Source organism: Oculatella sp. LEGE 06141, from assembly GCF_015207605.1.
Taxonomy (GTDB): Bacteria; Cyanobacteriota; Cyanobacteriia; order Elainellales; family Elainellaceae; genus Oculatella.
The window spans coordinates 25335-43667 of record NZ_JADEWO010000033.1 but is presented as its reverse complement, the minus strand read 5'-3'; the positions used below and the strand labels follow the sequence as shown (position 1 = coordinate 43667).

Here is an 18333-nt window from a genome sequence, read left to right as displayed (position 1 = left end):
GTTTAATCAGTAGCGATCGCTTCGATGAACTGAGTCTAAGAAGACGATGAGAAAAATTTCATACAGGTTGAACCACTGATAAACAACCCTTAGATTGGGAACGAAGGGGTAAGGACTCATGAATGAATAGTGATCAACTTGCCCTGGGTTTGTTTTGAAAAGTCGGAGATCGAAAAATGTCTCATGATGTAATCTCTGAACTGGCTCCTGCGGGTTCAGCTTTATTTTCTGATTTTGATAGTTTCCTAAATGATTTATCTGAAGAAGATGAGTCGATGATTGCGGGCGGTGCCCGCTCAAATTCGAATAGTGGTCGCCGTCGCCCTCGCCGTAAGCCTATTCGCCGTCGCCGTCGTCGTCCGATTCGCAATCGAAATCGCAAACGGAATATTAGCCGGACTTAACAACAGCGTAGTTCATTGTTACTGGTGGCCAGCCCCTTCAACCTGAATTGATTCAATTGAATCAATTCAACCAGCAATCAGAACCAGTAGAAACAGGATTTTATCGGTTTAAGCTGATTATAAAATCCTGTTTCTACTCCGATAGTTTAATCAATTATGCGATCGAGTTATAAAATCCGAAGGAACTGAGCATGGTGTTTCTATTAAATAATCAAAACGTTTTAAACTATCTGGCTCAGCAAAAGATTTGTACGCTTAACGAGCGGCACGCTGTTCAAATTGAGTCTAAAGCCTGTAAAAACTTTAATTTATTAATTCATTTACCCCACAGCGATCATGCTGGTTCCAACCAGCGTCGTCTTTTAGTTAAACAAGAGCCTCACAATCGGGCGGGAGAGACTAACGGTGATCTGCTCAATGAATGGCAAATCCACCAGTTTATTCAGCAGGAGGTATCATTCGCGCCCCTTCGCTTGCTGATCTCTGAAGCGGTTCACTTTAACTCGCAGCATTCCATCATCGTTTTTAACTACCTCAGTCACTATTCCGACCTGGACGACGTTTACAGCCACAGCCGCCGCTTCCCTACTGCGATCGCCACTGCCCTGGGGACAACCCTGGCAACCCTCCACAGCGCCACCATTGATCGGGACGACTACAAAGTAAAGTTGGGTGAATTGTTAGACGGCGAAACCATTGAGCATGTTCCCGATTTTGGGCATGGCTTAGACCCCATTACACCCGATATTTTTGGCACGGTGGCAGCAGACGGGCTGAAATTTTATGAACTCTATCAACGTCATGAACCGCTGCGGCAGGCGATCGCTGCTTTAAACGAGGCATTTGAACCCTGTTGCCTGACCCATAACGACCTCAAGTTCAACAACATTCTGCTCCACACCGACTGGCAATCCAGGTTGGTAACCTGCGAAAATTTGGCGTTGGGCGATCGCCCCCCCACAGAAGCCGCAATTCGGTTAATTGACTGGGAAAAGGGGGCATGGGGCGACCCGGCATGTGACCTGGGTTCCCTGGTTGCAAACTACCTCAAGCTTTGGCTAAAGAGTTTAGTCGTGAGTTCGGAGGTTGCAATTGAGGTGGCGTTGCGTCTGGCGGCAACGCCGCTGGAGACTTTACAACCGTCGATTGTGGCTTTGATTCGTGGCTACCTGGCCGAGTTCCCAGAAATTCTAGATGCGTTTCCCAACTTTATAACGCGGGTAATGCAGTTTGCTGGACTGACCTTAATTGAGAGTATCCAGGCGAAGCTTCAGTATCAAGAACCGTTTGGAAATACGGGAATTTGTATGCTTCAGGTTGCCAAAACGCTGTTGTGCACTCCAGAGCGATCGATTGCAACCGTATTTGGCATAACCGCCTCTGAGCTGATGCGGACTCTGCCCCGTTCTGAATTCAATACTGTGGTTACACCAGACGCGATACCCAATAGCCACACTTCAGAGGCATCATTCTCCTCAACTCTCGACCACGGGCAGGCGATCGCCAGACAGGCTGTAGCCGTCACCCCTCAAACGACTGCCTCTGCCTTGCATGACATGGTCACTCACATTCAGATTCAGCCCGGGTACAGCATCAGCCATCCCGGCTATAGGCCGCTAGCACTTCCCGAAGACATCGTTGAGCAATTTGCCACCTTTCCCAAAGACTTTCAGCGCAATTACCTGAAGCGGCAACTACGAGATTATCTTTACGATATTTACTTTAGCGGTGAGCAAGTCTCTGGAGCGGACTTTAGTACCGTTCCGTCACCCTTGCTCAAAAACAATACCCTGCATGGGATAAACCTGGACTTTTATGAGCAATTACAGCACGCTAATCGCGGTTCAGGGTATTTCGATTCAGGCTGGGTTGTTTTGCTTGAAGCCACCAAGGACGGTTTGGCGGTACAGAAGAACGGGTTGACCCTGCATGTCACGCGCGATCGCCATCTTCATCCGTCCGATCACGGTGCCAAAACCGGGGATAGTGTTGCCATTCGACTACCCCACAACCGCATTGAGTCCGGTTTCTACAGTGCGGTGGGCAATGCTGGGATGGTTCCAGACGATGCACCCACGATCGAGCTATGCTTCAACGTCAGTGCCGGGGGGGCGATCGTGCTGATGCGCTGTTTAACACAGCATCTTAATGCCATTTCACTTCCCTTTGTGTTCAAAGTCCTCTTTGATCCCGATGATTACCAGCGATACGATGCGGCAATTCTGTATGTGGAGCAAAGCCACTACAAAACGATACAGCCAATCGTCGAGCAGAGCTACCGCCAGGCACAGCCGCATGTTCAGCCAGCCGTTCCTTGCTTCACCAAGCCGCTGGCTCCGGGACTGGGGTTAGCCGAGGAGCCCAATACCGATCCTAAAGATTTTGGCATCCACCGTTGTCAAATTGTTGCCGATGCCCTGCTCACCGTCTGGGAACAGGGAGAAACCGCTCCAGATGTTCGAATGAAGGCTATTCAACACTGCTTTGCCTTACACGACATCGATTGGCAGCACCCCTATCTCAACCCTGGTTCTGAGGATCATTACACTTCTTTAGAAATATAGAGGATTATTGGGATGGGGTGTGGGGGTAGGGGATAAGGAACCAGGCTGTAAATGAAGTATCCACTGGTTGAACAACATAGTGAAGAAGATTGTGGTGCCGCGTGTCTGGCTTCAATTGCCAAATATTATGGCCGTACGCTGACGCTCAGCCATACCCGTGAAGCGGTGGGAACCGGGCAACTGGGTACAACGTTATTGGGATTACGACGGGGGACTGAGGCCCTGGGATTTCTGGCGCGATCGGCAGCCGCCTCACCGGAGATCTTGAACCGAATCAACGACCTGCCGCTGCCCGCCATCATTCATTGGCGAGGTAAGCATTGGGTGGTGCTGTATGGCAAGCGAGGCCAGCACTATATCATTGCCGATCCGGCGATCGGCGTGCGGTATCTGTCGCAGGAGGAACTGCTGGAGGGCTGGAACGATTGGGTGATTCTGCTGCTAGAGCCTGATCCGGCGCGTTTTCACGCTCAGCCCGACGATAAAAGCGGGAGTGTGACCCAGTTTGTGCAGCGAATCCTGCCCTACCGCACTATTCTGCTAGAGGCATTGCTGTGCGTCACATTAATTGGGTTGCTCTCGTTAGCATCTCCTTTCTTCATTCAAATTCTGACGGATGATGTCTTGATCCAGGGAGACACCCGGCTGCTAACGGGCGTTGTGCTGGCGGTCATTGTCATGTACATCATTAGAAGTGGATTGGGGTTGGTTGCCGATAACCTGATTGCCCACTTTGCTCAACGCCTGGAATTGGGACTGATCTTGGAATTTGGTCAACAAATTTTGCGCCTGCCGCTGACTTACTATGAAACGCGCCGCAGTGGAGAAGTGGTGAGCCGTTTGCGGGACATTGAAGAAATTAACCGTCTTGTTTCAGAGGTCGTCATCAGCTTACCTAGTTCATTGGTGATTGCGATCGTCTCCTTTAGCTTGATGCTGTTTTATAGTTGGCGGTTGACCCTGGTTGCTATTGTGATAGCGGCCATTATGACCGTTTCAACGATCGCGTTTCAGCCCATTCTGCAACAGAAGACACGCCGCGCAATGGTGCTAGAAACCGAAAATCAGGGTGTGTTAGTGGAAACCTTTAAAGGAGCGCTGACCCTAAAAACGACAGCCGCCGCACCGCAATTTTGGGATGAACTGCAAGGACGATTTGGCCGCCTTGCCCACCTGATGCTGAACACAACTCAAATTGGTATCTTTAATTCAGCCTTCAGCGGATTAGTTTCCGACATTGGTGGTGCGGTGCTGCTGGGGTTGGGCAGCTTTTTGGTGATCAATCGAGAACTGAGCATTGGTCAACTGCTAGCGTTTATCAGTTTGAACCGAAATGTGGGATCACTCATGGCTGAGCTGGTGGATGTGGTAGACGACTTCATTCGAGTGCAAACCGCGAACGCCAGACTACAGGAAGTCATCACCGCCACTCCTGAAACAGATGGGGACATCCAAAAGCCCTGGGTTACGCTTCCAGACAATGCGGATATTAGCTGTACCGAAGTGACCTTTCACTATCCGGGGCGAGTGGAACTACTTAAAGACTTTTCATTAACGATTCCAGGCGGACAAGTCATTGCCCTGGTTGGGCAATCTGGCTGCGGTAAAAGCACGATAGCCAAGGTGATCGCCGGACTGTACCCGGTGCAGTCGGGCAACGTTCGTTTAGGCTGTTACAACTTACCCGACCTGGCGCTAGATTGCGTGCGGCAGCAGGTTGTTTTGGTGCCACAGGACGCGCACTTTTGGAGTCGCTCCATTTTGGAAAACTTTCGTGCCGGAAATCCTCATCTCACCTTCGAGCAAATCGTGGCAGCCTGCCAATTAACTGGAGCCGATGCATTTATTAGCCGTTTACCCGAAAAATACCAGACCATTTTGAGTGAGTTTGGCTCTAATCTTTCGGGTGGCCAGCGGCAGCGATTGGCGATCGCCCGTGCCATCGTCAACCATCCACCCATTTTGATCCTGGATGAATCTACGGCTGGACTGGACCCTGTGAGTGAAGCAGAGGTACTGAAAAAGCTGCTGTGGCACCGTCAAGGCAAAACGACCCTGCTAATCAGCCACCGTCCTAAGGTGGTTAGTCAGGCCGACTGGATCGTGTTCCTGGAAGACGGCAAGCTGATCCTGCAAGGCACCGCAAGCGATTTGCAAACCAAACCAGGACAGCATTTAGAGTTCTTAGAAGCCTGAGGAAGGTTGAACCCCGCAACCATTATGGTGAAACCAGACGCGCCTCTCTCTTTGCGATCGCTCAAACAGGATGAGTTTCTTCCTCCCATTAGCCGTTGGACATCGCTAGGCGGGTTCATTTTGATTGGAGCCGTCGGTGTAGCAGTGATACTGGCATCGTTGCTAAAGTACAACGTCACCGTCCGCGCCGCCGCCCTGGTTCGTCCCAGTGGTGAGTTGCGGCTGGTGCAGGCCGAGATCGACGGCACCGTTAGCCAGATTGACGTACAGGAAAACCAGGCCGTACAGCAAGGCGACGTGATTGCCCAACTCGATCGCACTCCGCTTGAAATCCAGCAGGCTCGGCTTCAGGCCAGTATTCAGCAACGTCAACTGCAACTGACGCAGATGGAAGCACAGGTGCTATGGCTCGATACACAAATTGCCGCAGAGTCACGGGCGATCGATCGCGCCATAGCTGTTGCTCAATCCGAACTGAACCGCACCCAGCGAGACTACCGTGAGCAGCAGGTCAACACGCAAGCCACCCTGACGGAAGCAGAAGCCGCCGTGGAATTTGCCAGAAGCGAGATGCAGCGCTATCAACAACTGGTTGATTCTGGTGCCGTTTCCCAATTGCAGGTAGAAGAAAAACAGGCGGCAGTGAAAACCGCAGAGGCTCAGTTGGCACGAGCCAGAGCGGGGTTGAATCCAACCACCGCATCGGTAGCGATCGCGCAGGAGCAAATGGCGCAGGAACAGTCGAGAGGTAATGCCACAATTGCCACGCTCAACCGGGAACGAGAAACGCTGATGCAACAGCGTCTGGAGATTCAAACCCAGATGATTCAAGAGCAAACCGACCTGCAACCCATCGCAAATGCGCTGCAAAAAACGACCGTTCGCGCTCCCCATAGCGGCATCATTCTGCGGTTGAATCTGCGGAATGTTGACCAGGTGATTAACGCTGGCTCGACCATTGCCGAAATTGCACCTGACCGCACTGCCACAACGAACTCATCGCTGGTGATCAAAGCTACAATTGCCTCGCAAGACATCGATACTGTCAAACCGGGGCAACGGGTTCAACTGCGGGTAACAGCCTGCCCCTATCCCGACTATGGAACGCTTAAAGGGGTGGTGATGGCGGTTTCTCCAGATGCGATCGCCCCGTCCGATGCGTCTACAAACGGCCTGAACACGCCAACCATGACGGCAAGCAGCCCCAACCAGTTTGAGGTTACCATTCAGCCAGAGTCGCTGTTTCTCAGCAGTGGAGGTAACCGCACGGCTCTGGCGGGAACCCGCCAGTGTCAACTTCAGTCAGGAATGGATGCGGAAGCCAGCATTATTGCCAGAAGCGAAACCTTCCTGCAATTTCTGCTTCGAACAGCACGATTGACGACCAGCGTATAACCCTCGTGGAGGAGTGTTTGGTGGGAGCGGATGGCTGGCGATCGGGTACAGGGTACCACTGCAACACTATGCATCAACACTATGCATCAATGACAGAGGCGATCGCCCCAAGAAAATGTCGTTATACAGGTTCAAAATACAGTTCAAACCAATGATGTCGAGATCACGACAGCACGCCTAACCGGGGAACCAACGTGATACGGCCAGGTTCCTCATTGAACCAGTAAAATGTATCACTAGACACTCATCATCCCCGATAATTTCATCGCAAGCCACCTTGCTGAACCCAAATAAAAATGATAGCCGACCTATAATTTTCGTTGCGCGAGTTATTTTGAAAGGCTTACGGCTCAAACGCGCTAGAATTTCTTTAGAGTCAATGTTAGGGTTTGACTCATCATCAAAAGCATCTGCACGAAACGACCGTTGTCCAGGCTCATCAGCCGCGTTTAATTCGCTTTGTAAACAGACCGATTTCCTAGTAGTCTTTTACAAAAAGCTGAGATTTATACTGAAACTACTGGTTAGCTTGAGCAAAGTTAGTAAGAGAGGCAATCCGATAAAGTTGCCAGTATTGTTAGCAGGTTGAGAACCACTCTGGAAGATCTAACTGTGGAAGGTCAATTACTAGATGGGCGCTATCATGTGATTCGTGCCCTACGAGCGGGCGGCTTCGGCAAGACCTTCATTGCGGAGGACACACGGCGACCGGGCAATCCTACCTGCGTTGTCAAGCAGTTGAAGCCCGCCTCTAGCGATCCCATTTTTCTGGAAACAGCCCGTCGTCTGTTCCAAAGTGAAGCCGAATCGCTGGAACAGTTAGGTCATTACGATCAAATTCCTCGACTGTTGGCCTTTTTCGAGGAAGATCAGGAATTTTATCTGGTTCAAGAATATATTCACGGGTACCCACTAACCGCCGAACTGCCCACTGGAAGCCGCTGGTCAGAGTTTCAGGTGGTTCAGTTTTTGCATGAAGTGCTGGGCATTCTGGAGTTTGTCCATAGCCAGGGGGTGATTCACCGCGATGTGAAGCCCGATAACATCATTCGTCGCAGTGCCGATCGCAAACTGTTTCTGGTCGATTTTGGTGCCGTCAAACAGGTGCGATCGCACGCCGCCGCATTGCAAGAGCCCGCGTTGCAAACCATTGCGGTTGGCACACCGGGCTATATGCCAAGCGAACAGGGACATGGAAAGCCTCGCCCCAGTAGTGACATTTACGCACTGGGTATGATTGGCATTCAGGCGTTGACAGGCATCAACCCCAATCGGCTGGAGGATGATTTAGAAACGGGCGAAGTTCTGTGGCAGCAGCATGTTCGGGTTAGCCCTGACCTGGCAGCCGTACTTAGCAAAATGGTCAAGTGCTACTTCAAAGAGCGCTATACATCTGCCGCAGAAGCGCGCTCCGCCTTGGAAGGCTTAAATCATCCCGCTATTGCCCTACAGCGAACCGCAAAGTTGACCTATCCACCGCACCAGAATGGGTATCGGCAAGCGAACTTCCAACCGCGTCCGGCGATTGCTCATCAACTGGGTTCTGGACAAGTTGGGGGAGAACGGCAACCGTCCCATCCGAGAGCCACGCAACCGTCTCAAACGCTGAATCAAATGCAGCAGCGGACAATCTATCAAGCAAACCGCCGCAACGAAGCTTCTACCAGGATTTTGTTGGCAGGTTTAACGATCACCACGCTGGTTGTTTCCCTCGGCGGTATTTATGCGTCTGGCGTGCTGGAAGATTTTCCCAACTCGCCCATCCTGTCGTCAAAGACCGTTGCCGAAGTTGCAGAGAAGGTCAAAGAAAGAGTATCAGAACCGACTAACTCACCGGCCAGACTTGAGCCAATATCAACCCCACCGATCACCAATCCTATTCCCAGTCCGGTGTTGCCGCCGCGTAACACTGGTTCAGCACCGATCGACATCATCACCGATCGTTCCATTCCATCGATCGCTTCCAGCTCGGCACCAGAGTCACCCCGCTCGGCATCAAACGGAACCGCCCCCACACCAGAACCAACGACCGCAGCGAACCCGTCGCCGTCGCCGGATACTGGCAGCGCCAATCCGTCTCCAGCTAGCGCTCCAGAACCGATCCGGCCGTTTGAGTTGTCTTTACCGGCGGGCTATGTCTACCAGCAGACTGGCAACAGTCTGGCGTTTACTTCCAGCGATGGCGGATTTGGCGGCTTAGTGGATGTGCGATCGGCATCGGAGCAGCTAACATCGCTGCAACTAGAACAGCAGTTGAAAGGCGACTATGAGAGCCGATTTCAGGAGATTACCTGGCAACATACGTCCCGGAAGGATGATGGCCGAATTGGGATCACCTGGGTGGGCAAAGACAACAGCGGTAACTCGCTCGTTGCAACCAGCTATGTTGAGCAGCATGGCAACAACGTCTTCATGCTCAGCCTGTTTGGGATCAACCGTGCCTATGGGGATTACATCGGTGATGCCGAGGCGATTCTCAACAGCTATCGACCCATGCCGTAAGCTGGACTCGCCTTGGCTCAATGGTTTAGTGGGGTTTAGTGGAGTTTAGTGGTATACAGGCTTGAGGTCGGACGGCTGGGGATTACCAACCGTCTTTTTCTTGCCAAAGCGTGAAGTGATTATCGTGTTCAACCACAATGCAGAGTTTTCCTAAATTAAGCTCGGCCTGGCATAGTGCGATCGCTTTCTGCTGTAAGCGTTTTGAGAGCGATAACCCTTCTACCAATTCTTTACCTTGAAAGATGAGTTCGGCTGAGCCTTGTTTCAATAGCCCTTTCGTCCTCAACATTTCAACTGAGAAAATAAAATTGGCTGCTTTGGGCACTAACTGCTGCACTGGAGACGGATGATCAGCCGCGTTAACCTGAAGCGAAGACGGCTGAATGGGGTTGATTGAGGTGGCCTGGGTGTCTGGAACCGAAAGCTGCGTTGGAGCTAAGGGAGGAGGAAGCTCATCCAGTTCTACGGTTTGCACCAGGAGACTATATTTGCCGATTCGAATGATATCTCCCAAACCGATCGGCAGATGCTGGTTCGTTTGCACCGATTTGTTGTTCACCAGTGAGCCGCCCGTACTGCCGAGATCGGTATAGTAATATTGACCAGCCTGATACACAATCCTGCCATGCACACGGCTCACTTCAGGGCTGCTCAGGACGATATCACAATTGGGATGTCGTCCAATCAAGCCCTGCCCTTGGATAATGGCATCCAACTTTAATTCCACTTTTTGGGATTCACCCGTGTGGCGATCGATCAGCTTGAGTGCGATCAATGTCATGGCTCCCCCTGATTTTTGTATGATGCCAGCCAGTACTAAACGATTGCTCTAATACCTCGTGCGCTCATCCCCAGCCTGGTCGTCGTTTACTACACGGGTTTTAGAAATGATTTGAGTCTGGTCTGGTTCTAAGCCCGTCGCTGGCAGATCGGGTGTGATCGGTTGAATTTGGGTGGGTGCGTCTGTTGAATTAGCATCCTGAACGGGGCGTTGGCGCTCGTTTAGCGTTTCCTTGCCGGGTGGTGCAGGTAAAGGTGATTCCCAGAGTGGCTGAAACCGGGTCGGTTCTTCTGTGTAAGACGGAGCGGGTTGCGATCGCTTTTGAGACGGCGGCTTTGAGGATTTCGACGGCTTTTGAGATGAACCATCCTCCCAGAGGGGTTGAAACCGGGTCGGCTCCTCTGTGTAAGCGGGAGGCGATCGCCGAGAAGTTCGTTTTTGGGATGATCGGTTAGCTGGTTTCGCCGCCTGAATCTGCGTCAGGTTTTCTCGTGGGTTAATGCCGGGAGTGGGTTGCAGCCGAGTAGCATCTCCAGCTATGTCGTTTCGTTGCGATCGCCGTACGTGCTTCCTCTTTTTAGCGAGAGGCACCTGCTGCAACAGTTTTGTTGGCATCCAGTCACCTGCCGCATCGAGCAACGATCGCCAGCCTTGACCGGGCTGCGTTGATGAACCAAGGTGTTGCGATCGCCTGGAGGATGGAGGACGGCGGAATGATTGCCACCCGTTCAATTCCATCATCACCAAAATGGCGATCGCACCGCACACAAAAACGCCCCAAAAAATTGCTGAACCCATGCGAATCAATCATCACTCTGTTTTGATACTTTTTACGTTGGATTCAGCTTAAATCCGGATGCTGATGATGGTGTCTTGAGGTATGTGTGCCGACTGAAATTCACCTAGCTACGTGAGCCAAATGGCTGAGATTAAGCGTCGCATCGCAACCGATTCTGTTTGAAGCGATCGTCCCTTGATCGGATTGAGCCACGCCTCAAAATTCTCAAAAAAGAAACCGAATCAACTCTACGACAAACCAGTGTTTTCACCGGATCGGGCTGTTTCTGCTAACAGAACCTTAAAAGTACCCGCGTGGGTACCCAGAATCATCAGGACAGCCATTGCTGGGTCGTGAATCATACTCCTGGAAGTGCTTCAACAGGGTCTATATCTATCAGGCAAGCGGCGATCGCCTCAAGGATCGGCATTTAGTTTTAATGACTAGCGATTAAAGCAGGATTGAGCCGTCTCGACCGTTAGATTCGGCCACTGTTTGTTGGCTCCCGACTTGAGCGTTTTAATTTCAGCTCAATGAATTTGCTCTGGCAACGCAACTTAAAACATCCACCTCAAAACACAAGAGAGAGGAGTTCCTGAAAATGTCCACAACATCTGGAATGGCGCGTAGTGCTGCGCTACAAGGAGGCAGCCTTGACGATATCTTGGTTGGTAGTAACGACACCATTGATTTCATCAACGGCGGTGACGGCAATGATATTTTGAATGCGGGTGATGGCGGTTCTATTTTTCAAGCCGTGTATGGTGGCAATGGAGATGATCAGCTTTTCAGCGGCAATGGGTTGGATTATCTCTCTGGTGGCAACGGCAATGATATTGTGCGCGGGGGTGATGATTCCCCCGGTTTAGGCGATTACCTGCATGGTGATGCGGGAGACGACCAGGTCTTTGGCGAAGGCGGCGATGATAAGCTTTTTGGCGGCACGGGCAACGATCGCCTCTTCGGTGGTACAGGTAATGATGAGTTAAATGGCGACGATGGCGATGACCTGCTCGATGGCTATGGCGGCATTGCCTACGAGCAAGATCAGCTCACTGGTGGTAGAGGAGCCGACATCTTTGTTTTGGGTACGGCAGACGGCGGCGTATACTACACCGGAGACACGCAGGGGTTTGCAGATGGATATGCCGTGATTACAGATTTTAGTGCCACCCAGGGAGACAAAATTCAGGTGGTTGGCAATCTGGCTGATTATCGGATAGACACCACGCAAAACCTGGTGGGGGGTGGTAGTTTGGATGCAGCCATTTATCGAGGAAACGACCTGATTGCCGTGTTACGCGATCGCACCAGTTTAGTTGCTGCAAGAGATTTTGTGGTCATCCCCGCAACAGCGGCAGTCTAGACAAAACCGCGCTAATTGTGTCATAAAACAGTCCTTGGTCGGTGTAGGTGAGTGTCGGCTTGTCTACCCTTCCCTGAGCATTAAGATCCCCGGATTCTTTGAAGAGTCCGGGGATCTGGGTACTTGAGGTTAGTTTAGGTCAGTGCCATTCCATCATTGGTTCTATTCCACATCCGAATTCAAAACGGCAAAAAGCTAGTCTCATCGCCTACACGACAAGACTAGCAAGTTAAGCATTCAAGCCGTTTGTTGCGTGGAGTTTAGAACTGAATCAAGTTGCCACCAATGCTCTTGAACTCAAATGTACCCACCGATTCCCGATAAGTGCATCGCGTGTCCCGCAGCATACTGATAGCCAGCTTCTCACCCAGCAGGTTGCCGCCCGTTGGGATACCTACACCAGGACGACCCACGCCAGCGTTGGGGCCAGAGGTGGTACCATCGGTGCGCCAGTGCATACCTGCCCCGTCCCGGAATAGAGTGACGTTAGCAATTAGCTTGTTCAGCTCACCGTGGATAGTCAGAGTTTCGCCCTTGTAATCACCCAGCATTTGGCCACCATCAACGGGCACCTTTGGATTAGGAAACTTGCCATCGGCAAAGTAGGCTTTGGCTACAGTGGCCGCCGCTGCAACGAACGCTGAGTGACCGCCGGGGTAAGCCGGGTGAGTCGGAGACCCTTCGGGGAAGCCCATTGGTAATAGCCAGGAACCGTTGCGATCGCCCCGATTTTGAGCCATGTTTTGCTGACGGTTGTGTTCGAAGATGCGATCTAGCACCTGAGTTTTGCGCCAAACATCAGCTCCTGCTCCAAACAAGTCATTGAACTTATCGTTGTTGAGGGGGTTATCATAAGACTCACCCATCAACCCGCATCGGAACAGCTCCAGTCGCTGCGCGTATACCTCAGGCCGCAAGCGACGATGGACACACCACTTCTGGAACCAGGCGTGCTTGAGGGCATACACCCCAGCCAGTCCACTTTGAATGGTGACATCCGGAGCGCCGAGACTGCCAAAGGCAACGGAGGTCGTAATGCTGTCATTGTGGTAGGGGTTCGCTTTCGAGCGCTTAGCATCTAGCCCAAATAGAATGAGCGTCGCCCATAACCCGGCCTGGTGCGGCAGATCAATGTGAACCCACTGTCCCCCATCCCGCAGGGTAGTGATGTAACGGTTGCCATCGATGAGGTCTGTCCCATTTGGATAACTTTGACCGTTGTTGATCTGGTTCCAGGTGTCCAGGTCAGTCATGTAATCCAGACCGGGTCGGGGATAGCGCTGTAGCTGGCGAATGAGCTGGTTGCCGAACTTGAAGTCTTGCAGCAAGAATTGGGATACATGAGGACCGACAGCACACCCCTCATAAGGCCCCCGAAAGAGGGTCTGCTCGGTGCAGACAAAGCCAAACTCCTGCTCAAACCCCAGTTTGTTCAAGTCCTCGCAGGCTGCTTTAATTAGACCGCTATTGGCATATTGATCGAAGGGAACATCGCGGCAGAGAGCCATCCAGTAGCGCTCTACCATATCGATCGCCGTGTTGCGGCTGCCAAATTCGGGAGCGGCAGCTATGCGGGCACCATTGGAATCGTCGCCAATGGCCTGGAAAGAGTAAGCATTGAGCGGGTTAGTCTGCTTGCGCTGGCCGCCTAACTGAACCTGCTCAAATGCCTCCTGGGTGCCTACCTGAATCGCATTGAGTAGTGATTTTAAGGAGTGTTTGTCTACCATGCCACTGGCATCGTGAGCCAGAGCCTTGGTGTATGATGCAAATCCTGGAAAGCCAATCTGCTCAAACCGCTGTTCATCCCCATTAACCGCTGGAGGGCAGATGTCAAAGGCATCAAAGGCAGCATCTCGCGCTTGGTCACGCACGTTGCTAGCACTGGTGCGACGGCCTTCAAAGTCCTGATGGTGCAGGTCGTGCTGACAGTCATACATAGAAATGTTCCTTAATGAGTGGGCTTGTGGATCGTCATAAAAAGGCTGGCTCGTTTTAGGCTCTGGATAAGCCGAAGGGAATGCCAGTAGAGGCGGCTTTTCAGGGGAGAATTGCAGCCATAACAATCTGAATGTCTTCCTGAAATCCATAGGACAGATAGGGATAATCCAGAACTTTTTAGACACAAAGTTCTATGCCGTAGAGCACCGCTAATGAGGTGTACGAAACGTTGTATCTATTGTCAGAAGGTTAACTCAGCGAGCTGATCCGCTTTGGTTCCACCCAGTATATTCACATAGCTATGGGAGATATATGACCCACGTGGGTACTGTTCTGTTTCGCAAAGAATTTCATTTGTTGCATCCAGCTCGTTTACCTGGATGAATTCTGAGAAGCGATCGCCATATCAGGGATATCACCTGCTACAACAAAGTACGGGATCAACGTAAAGGGGCAGTCCTGTTCGGACTGCCCCTTTGGCGAAAGTCAACGACATGGCGATCGCTTAGAAAGCGGATGAATGAACATCCCGATTGGACGCAGGAAGGACTTCCGGGTCATCGTCAATTGAGAGCAAAAATTCAATCAGGTCAGTCTGATCTTGAGGCGTAAATCCTGCCGCTTCATCGACCCAATACTCATGGCCGATGCCACTAACGTTAGCTCGCTGTAACTCTGGACTGGCTTGATTAGCAGCCACCATTGGTTTACGCAGGTTGCGATCGAGCAGCATCCGCAAACTCGCTGTTGGGTCGGGCTTGATGCCCTTCATCAAAGTGCCAACCATTCCAATTTGCTCGGGATCGGCAATGCTGAAATGTCCGTCTGTCTCTTGCTTGAGCGCTGTGGCACCTGCCGCCACGCCAGCATCATGGAGATAGGGCGCATGTAAGTACATACCAATTAACTTATTGACCTTGTAACCTCCGTCCGGATCGCTAAGAGCGTAGGCCAATTCAATATCGTCATGGGGAGCGATATCGGTTGGTACTGACAACACAGGTGCATTGGGCGGCACAGGGACTGGAACATTGGGTGGATAGGTTTTAGGGGGAACAAACAATTTGGCAAACGATTTAGAAGCAGGTGCCCGGACGGGTTGAGTTCCCACCTCCCGCTGAGGAATGACTTTGTGGTTGGTGAAATAGCGTCCGCTATGGCATTCGGCGCAGTTTGCCTGCGTGAAGATTTTCGCCCCTCGTTCTAACGTGTTCCTATCCGCAGCAGGATAGGGAGGTGGTGCCAGAGTATTTTGCCATGCCGACATGCCGTTAAGCTGTGCGGCAACTGGTAAGCCCGGTGTGGCTGCCATCAGCCCGTTTTGCATAAACAGCGAGCCTTTGGGATATTCTGGCATTTTGATCGTCCAGTTAATGCCAGGGGCACCAGGTGTTGGGTCAACGTCATCAACAAATTTGGATGGTTGCACACCTTCTGGTAGCCGGAACTTAGCATCTGCTGCATTCTGGAACATGGAACCAAGATAGATCTCTTTATCGATCCCCAGCACGGTTTCGCTCTCGTCTGCGGTGGTAGTGGGGTCGGCATTGAGACCAAATACGGCGTTGTTCAAGGTGGTTAGCCCGTGGAACCAGCCAATCGAGGCGACACCGCTCCAGGCATAGGGCCATGCCTCATGGGTATAGGAAGATGGCACCTTAGACGAATTATTCTTCAGGTCGCCGTTAGACACAAAGTTACCAGGCGGCCAGGAGAGTAAGGATGCATCCACTTCATCTTCTAAGGTTTTGGCATCCGGAAGATAGGCTGTGTCTCCCTCACTGGTGATGTAGGTGTGTGACCCAGGTGGAATATCATTTGGACTAACATCGGTCTGGCGGAACAGAGCGGCTGAGTTAGAAGCCAGCGCTAAAAGAACACCCAGATTAACGTCAGTATTGGTTGCCCCTTCAATAATGCGGCCTGTGTTTTCGTTAACGGTGGTATGGCACAGGGCACAAGTAATGCCAGCTCGAAGTTTCGCATCACTCACATGAGTCACTAATCCCAATGGAAACAGAGAGCCTTTGGGCACATCCAGCCCCGTGTTGATTACTGTTCCTGCTGTAAACGTGCGTCCACCGATCGCCACATCTTCATCTAGCGTCACCTGCAAGTTAGTGGTGCCCTTACCTTTCAGCCCTAAAATGGCTTTCGAGAGTTTGCCTATCCCCAGGGGGCCATCGAGAATACCAACCACATCGGTGAAGAGAATATCATTCCCAAACGTTTCTCGATAAAATGCTTTGCGACCCAGGTTGATCAGGTCTTCAGTGATTTCAACGGCACCGTTATCTGCCGACAATTGGTTACGCCCTTCTTCGGTTTGCAGGAGTTGCTTTGCATCATCCCGACTAATGACATATCCCATAACATCATAGGAGCCAACAGCGCTGGGTGGAGCCTTGGTGAATGGGGTATAGGTGCTGTTAATATCAGGTGGGGTTCCTGGCAGAGTCAGCTCTATCTGATAACCCAGGATGCTGACGAAGGCAACCAGGGCTATCAAGACAATTACTGTACGTAGTCGCATGAGTTCCTCACTAATCGTTGAATACTGTTAAACCTCAGTAAAACCTTGATCATGAAACCGTTACAGTGCTGATCGGTTGCAGGTTTTACCGAGTGGCCTCACCCTTCAACAACCCTATTTTTTACACTTACTCATGGGAGGTTGTTTGAAGAGGATTAAATATCTCCTGTAAGGGCGTAGCATTCGGCAAATCACCCTTGAAATAGACCCAGACATATTGCCCGTAGCTTCTTCCCGCAGGGTATGCTATGCCCCTATGGGGGGCGGGCTACAAGTTGGGGCGTGTTTTAAAACTCCTGATTGCTCGGTTACATTGTGCTTTTTGCCCCTAAATCCCCCAAAATTGGGGGCCTTTGAATCGTTCAAAAATCTATAGGTTGGGACTTCGGGGATTTAAAACACGCCCCAGGGCTTTTAAGGCATCCCCTGAACCTGAGAAGGATGTAATCGTCTGCCTTTGCCCCCTGGATTCCTAAATTTCTGTCCTCAGAATTAGAGAGTTTAGGGAACAGTTGGAGTTAGGCTTAGCACTTCTCAGGGGTTCTCGTTAACCTAAATTACGCTAAGACATTTATGTTTTCCCCTCCTCTTACTTCCTGCTGATATCTCAATCTCTATAGGCTGGCTTTATGTAAAGCCAGCTTGTAACACTGAACACGTTGGTTTATAGCATGTCTCACCTGTTGGCCTGGCTGCCTTTAAAGTCGAAGACAAATGTGATAAGAAAGTGACGACTGGTTCAATATTGGGTGAATTGAGTGATCTATGAATCTGCAAAAGAGTAGTGAATGCGATCGCCCATTTTGAGCAATACAGATAGTTCAAACCTATCCATTTTTCTCTTATCTTTTCTAAATCATTCTCTTCTCATTCTGTCTCTGGCTAGATATTCAATGATTTGAGAATCACTACTCTATATCGCTATGTGTCTAGCTTAAAGCCCTCAATTTTGTGAGTTTTACCTCCTACGCTGTTAGGGAATGAGAGTGAAACTTACCGATGGTTCAGAGACTAATTCGTTTCTGTGCTTTATTCGTGTCATTCGGTTAAGCAATTCCTTTTGGAGAGTCATTTGTGAAGAATCCAAATAATCAACCAGGCTATTTTCTTCAGTATCTTTCTTTGATACCTGTAATTGCCGTTGTGTCAATATCAATTGCCTTCACCATTTGGGCTTTGATCAATTCTGCTATTCCTGATTTTCTCTTTTCCCCAATTCCCTAACAGCCATTAATGGGGTAGATTTTGCTACAAACAAACCCCCGCGAATTGCTGTGCCCATAAACCGATCTAGAAAGTCATTTGTCCTTCTAGATCGGTTCTTTGCGAATGCACCGTCACTGTAATAAGACTAAGAATGAGAGAATGAGATTGATGGTCATTGATGTCGGAGTTCGATCGCTGAGAATACTCACCAAGGTAGGTAAACGAAACTCTGCGCCGCCTCAGCCTTGCAATAGCAATATTATGAGCGACGGGGTTTGAAACCGAGGTAATTAACTGCGCTCTCATGTGGAGACAACACATGATAATGGGTTGGGGCAATCGCCCTCTCATCATCTGTACCCAAAGCCTATGAGGAATGCAATGAAGATGGAATGATGAAAGACTCTCCCTATCTCGATCGCGTCATTGATGTGATGGAAGAACTCTACAAATTCACACGGCTGCTGCGCGATCGGGTAGATTATTTGAACCGATCGCTACAGTGAGCGCCGAGAAACTACGATCAAACAAGCCATTGATAGTGTCAATCGTTCTACTGAGTCGAGGTAATAAGAAAAGGGGCGATCGCTACACCACCCCATTGACACGCTATGTTTGATCAGTTGAAATCAGTTAAAATCAGACACTAATAGCCGACTATGCTAAT

At 50.7% G+C, this 18333-nt stretch carries 11 protein-coding genes and 1 pseudogene; 8 read left to right on the top strand and 4 right to left on the bottom strand.

Annotation, left to right across the window (positions count from 1 at the left end):
• Positions 1–176: 176 nt before the first annotated feature.
• From IQ268_RS20285 to IQ268_RS20265, 5 genes are all read left to right on the top strand, one after another.
• Positions 177–404, top strand: a complete 228-nt coding sequence (locus IQ268_RS20285; RefSeq protein WP_193883116.1) for a hypothetical protein — start codon at positions 177–179, stop codon at positions 402–404.
• A 191-nt stretch (positions 405–595) separates the two neighbouring features.
• Positions 596–2968, top strand: a complete 2373-nt coding sequence (locus IQ268_RS20280; RefSeq protein ID WP_193883114.1) for a T3SS effector HopA1 family protein — start codon at positions 596–598, stop codon at positions 2966–2968.
• Positions 2969–3019: 51 nt separating this feature from the next.
• A complete protein-coding gene (locus tag IQ268_RS20275; RefSeq protein WP_193883112.1) occupies positions 3020–5164 on the top strand; it encodes a peptidase domain-containing ABC transporter in 2145 nt (714 codons plus the stop codon).
• 24 nt (positions 5165–5188) lie between these two features.
• Positions 5189–6559, top strand: a complete 1371-nt coding sequence (locus IQ268_RS20270; RefSeq protein WP_193883110.1) for an HlyD family secretion protein — start codon at positions 5189–5191, stop codon at positions 6557–6559.
• 612 nt (positions 6560–7171) lie between these two features.
• Positions 7172–9061, top strand: a complete 1890-nt coding sequence (locus IQ268_RS20265) for a serine/threonine-protein kinase (RefSeq protein ID WP_193883108.1) — start codon at positions 7172–7174, stop codon at positions 9059–9061.
• Between the two features lie 82 nt (positions 9062–9143).
• Here IQ268_RS20265 and IQ268_RS20260 read toward each other — a convergent pair whose 3' ends face one another.
• Positions 9144–9842: an FHA domain-containing protein gene (locus IQ268_RS20260; protein WP_193883106.1), complete on the bottom strand. Its 699-nt coding sequence runs from the start codon at positions 9840–9842 to the stop codon at positions 9144–9146.
• 48 nt (positions 9843–9890) lie between these two features.
• On the bottom strand, positions 9891–10640 hold the full coding sequence (locus tag IQ268_RS20255) for a hypothetical protein (protein ID WP_193883104.1): 750 nt from the start codon (positions 10638–10640) through the stop codon (positions 9891–9893).
• 581 nt (positions 10641–11221) lie between these two features.
• Between IQ268_RS20255 and IQ268_RS20250 the strand changes: the two genes are divergently transcribed.
• On the top strand, positions 11222–11986 hold the full coding sequence (locus IQ268_RS20250) for a calcium-binding protein (protein ID WP_193883103.1): 765 nt from the start codon (positions 11222–11224) through the stop codon (positions 11984–11986).
• Positions 11987–12246: 260 nt separating this feature from the next.
• Here IQ268_RS20250 and IQ268_RS20245 read toward each other — a convergent pair whose 3' ends face one another.
• Positions 12247–13926 carry a phosphatidic acid phosphatase gene (locus IQ268_RS20245; protein WP_193883102.1) on the bottom strand — a complete coding sequence of 560 codons (1680 nt, stop codon included), beginning with the start codon at positions 13924–13926 and terminating at the stop codon, positions 12247–12249.
• Positions 13927–14432: 506 nt separating this feature from the next.
• Positions 14433–16460: a di-heme oxidoredictase family protein gene (locus IQ268_RS20240; RefSeq protein WP_193883101.1), complete on the bottom strand. Its 2028-nt coding sequence runs from the start codon at positions 16458–16460 to the stop codon at positions 14433–14435.
• A gap of 1074 nt (positions 16461–17534) precedes the next feature.
• Between IQ268_RS20240 and IQ268_RS33270 the strand changes: the two genes are divergently transcribed.
• Entirely contained in the window at positions 17535–17684 is a 150-nt protein-coding gene (locus IQ268_RS33270) for a PsaJ protein (protein WP_193883100.1), read from the top strand.
• A 332-nt stretch (positions 17685–18016) separates the two neighbouring features.
• Positions 18017–18236 (top strand): annotated as a pseudogene (locus tag IQ268_RS33520) (arsenical resistance protein ArsH); the annotation flags it as partial.
• Positions 18237–18333 lie beyond the last annotated feature (97 nt).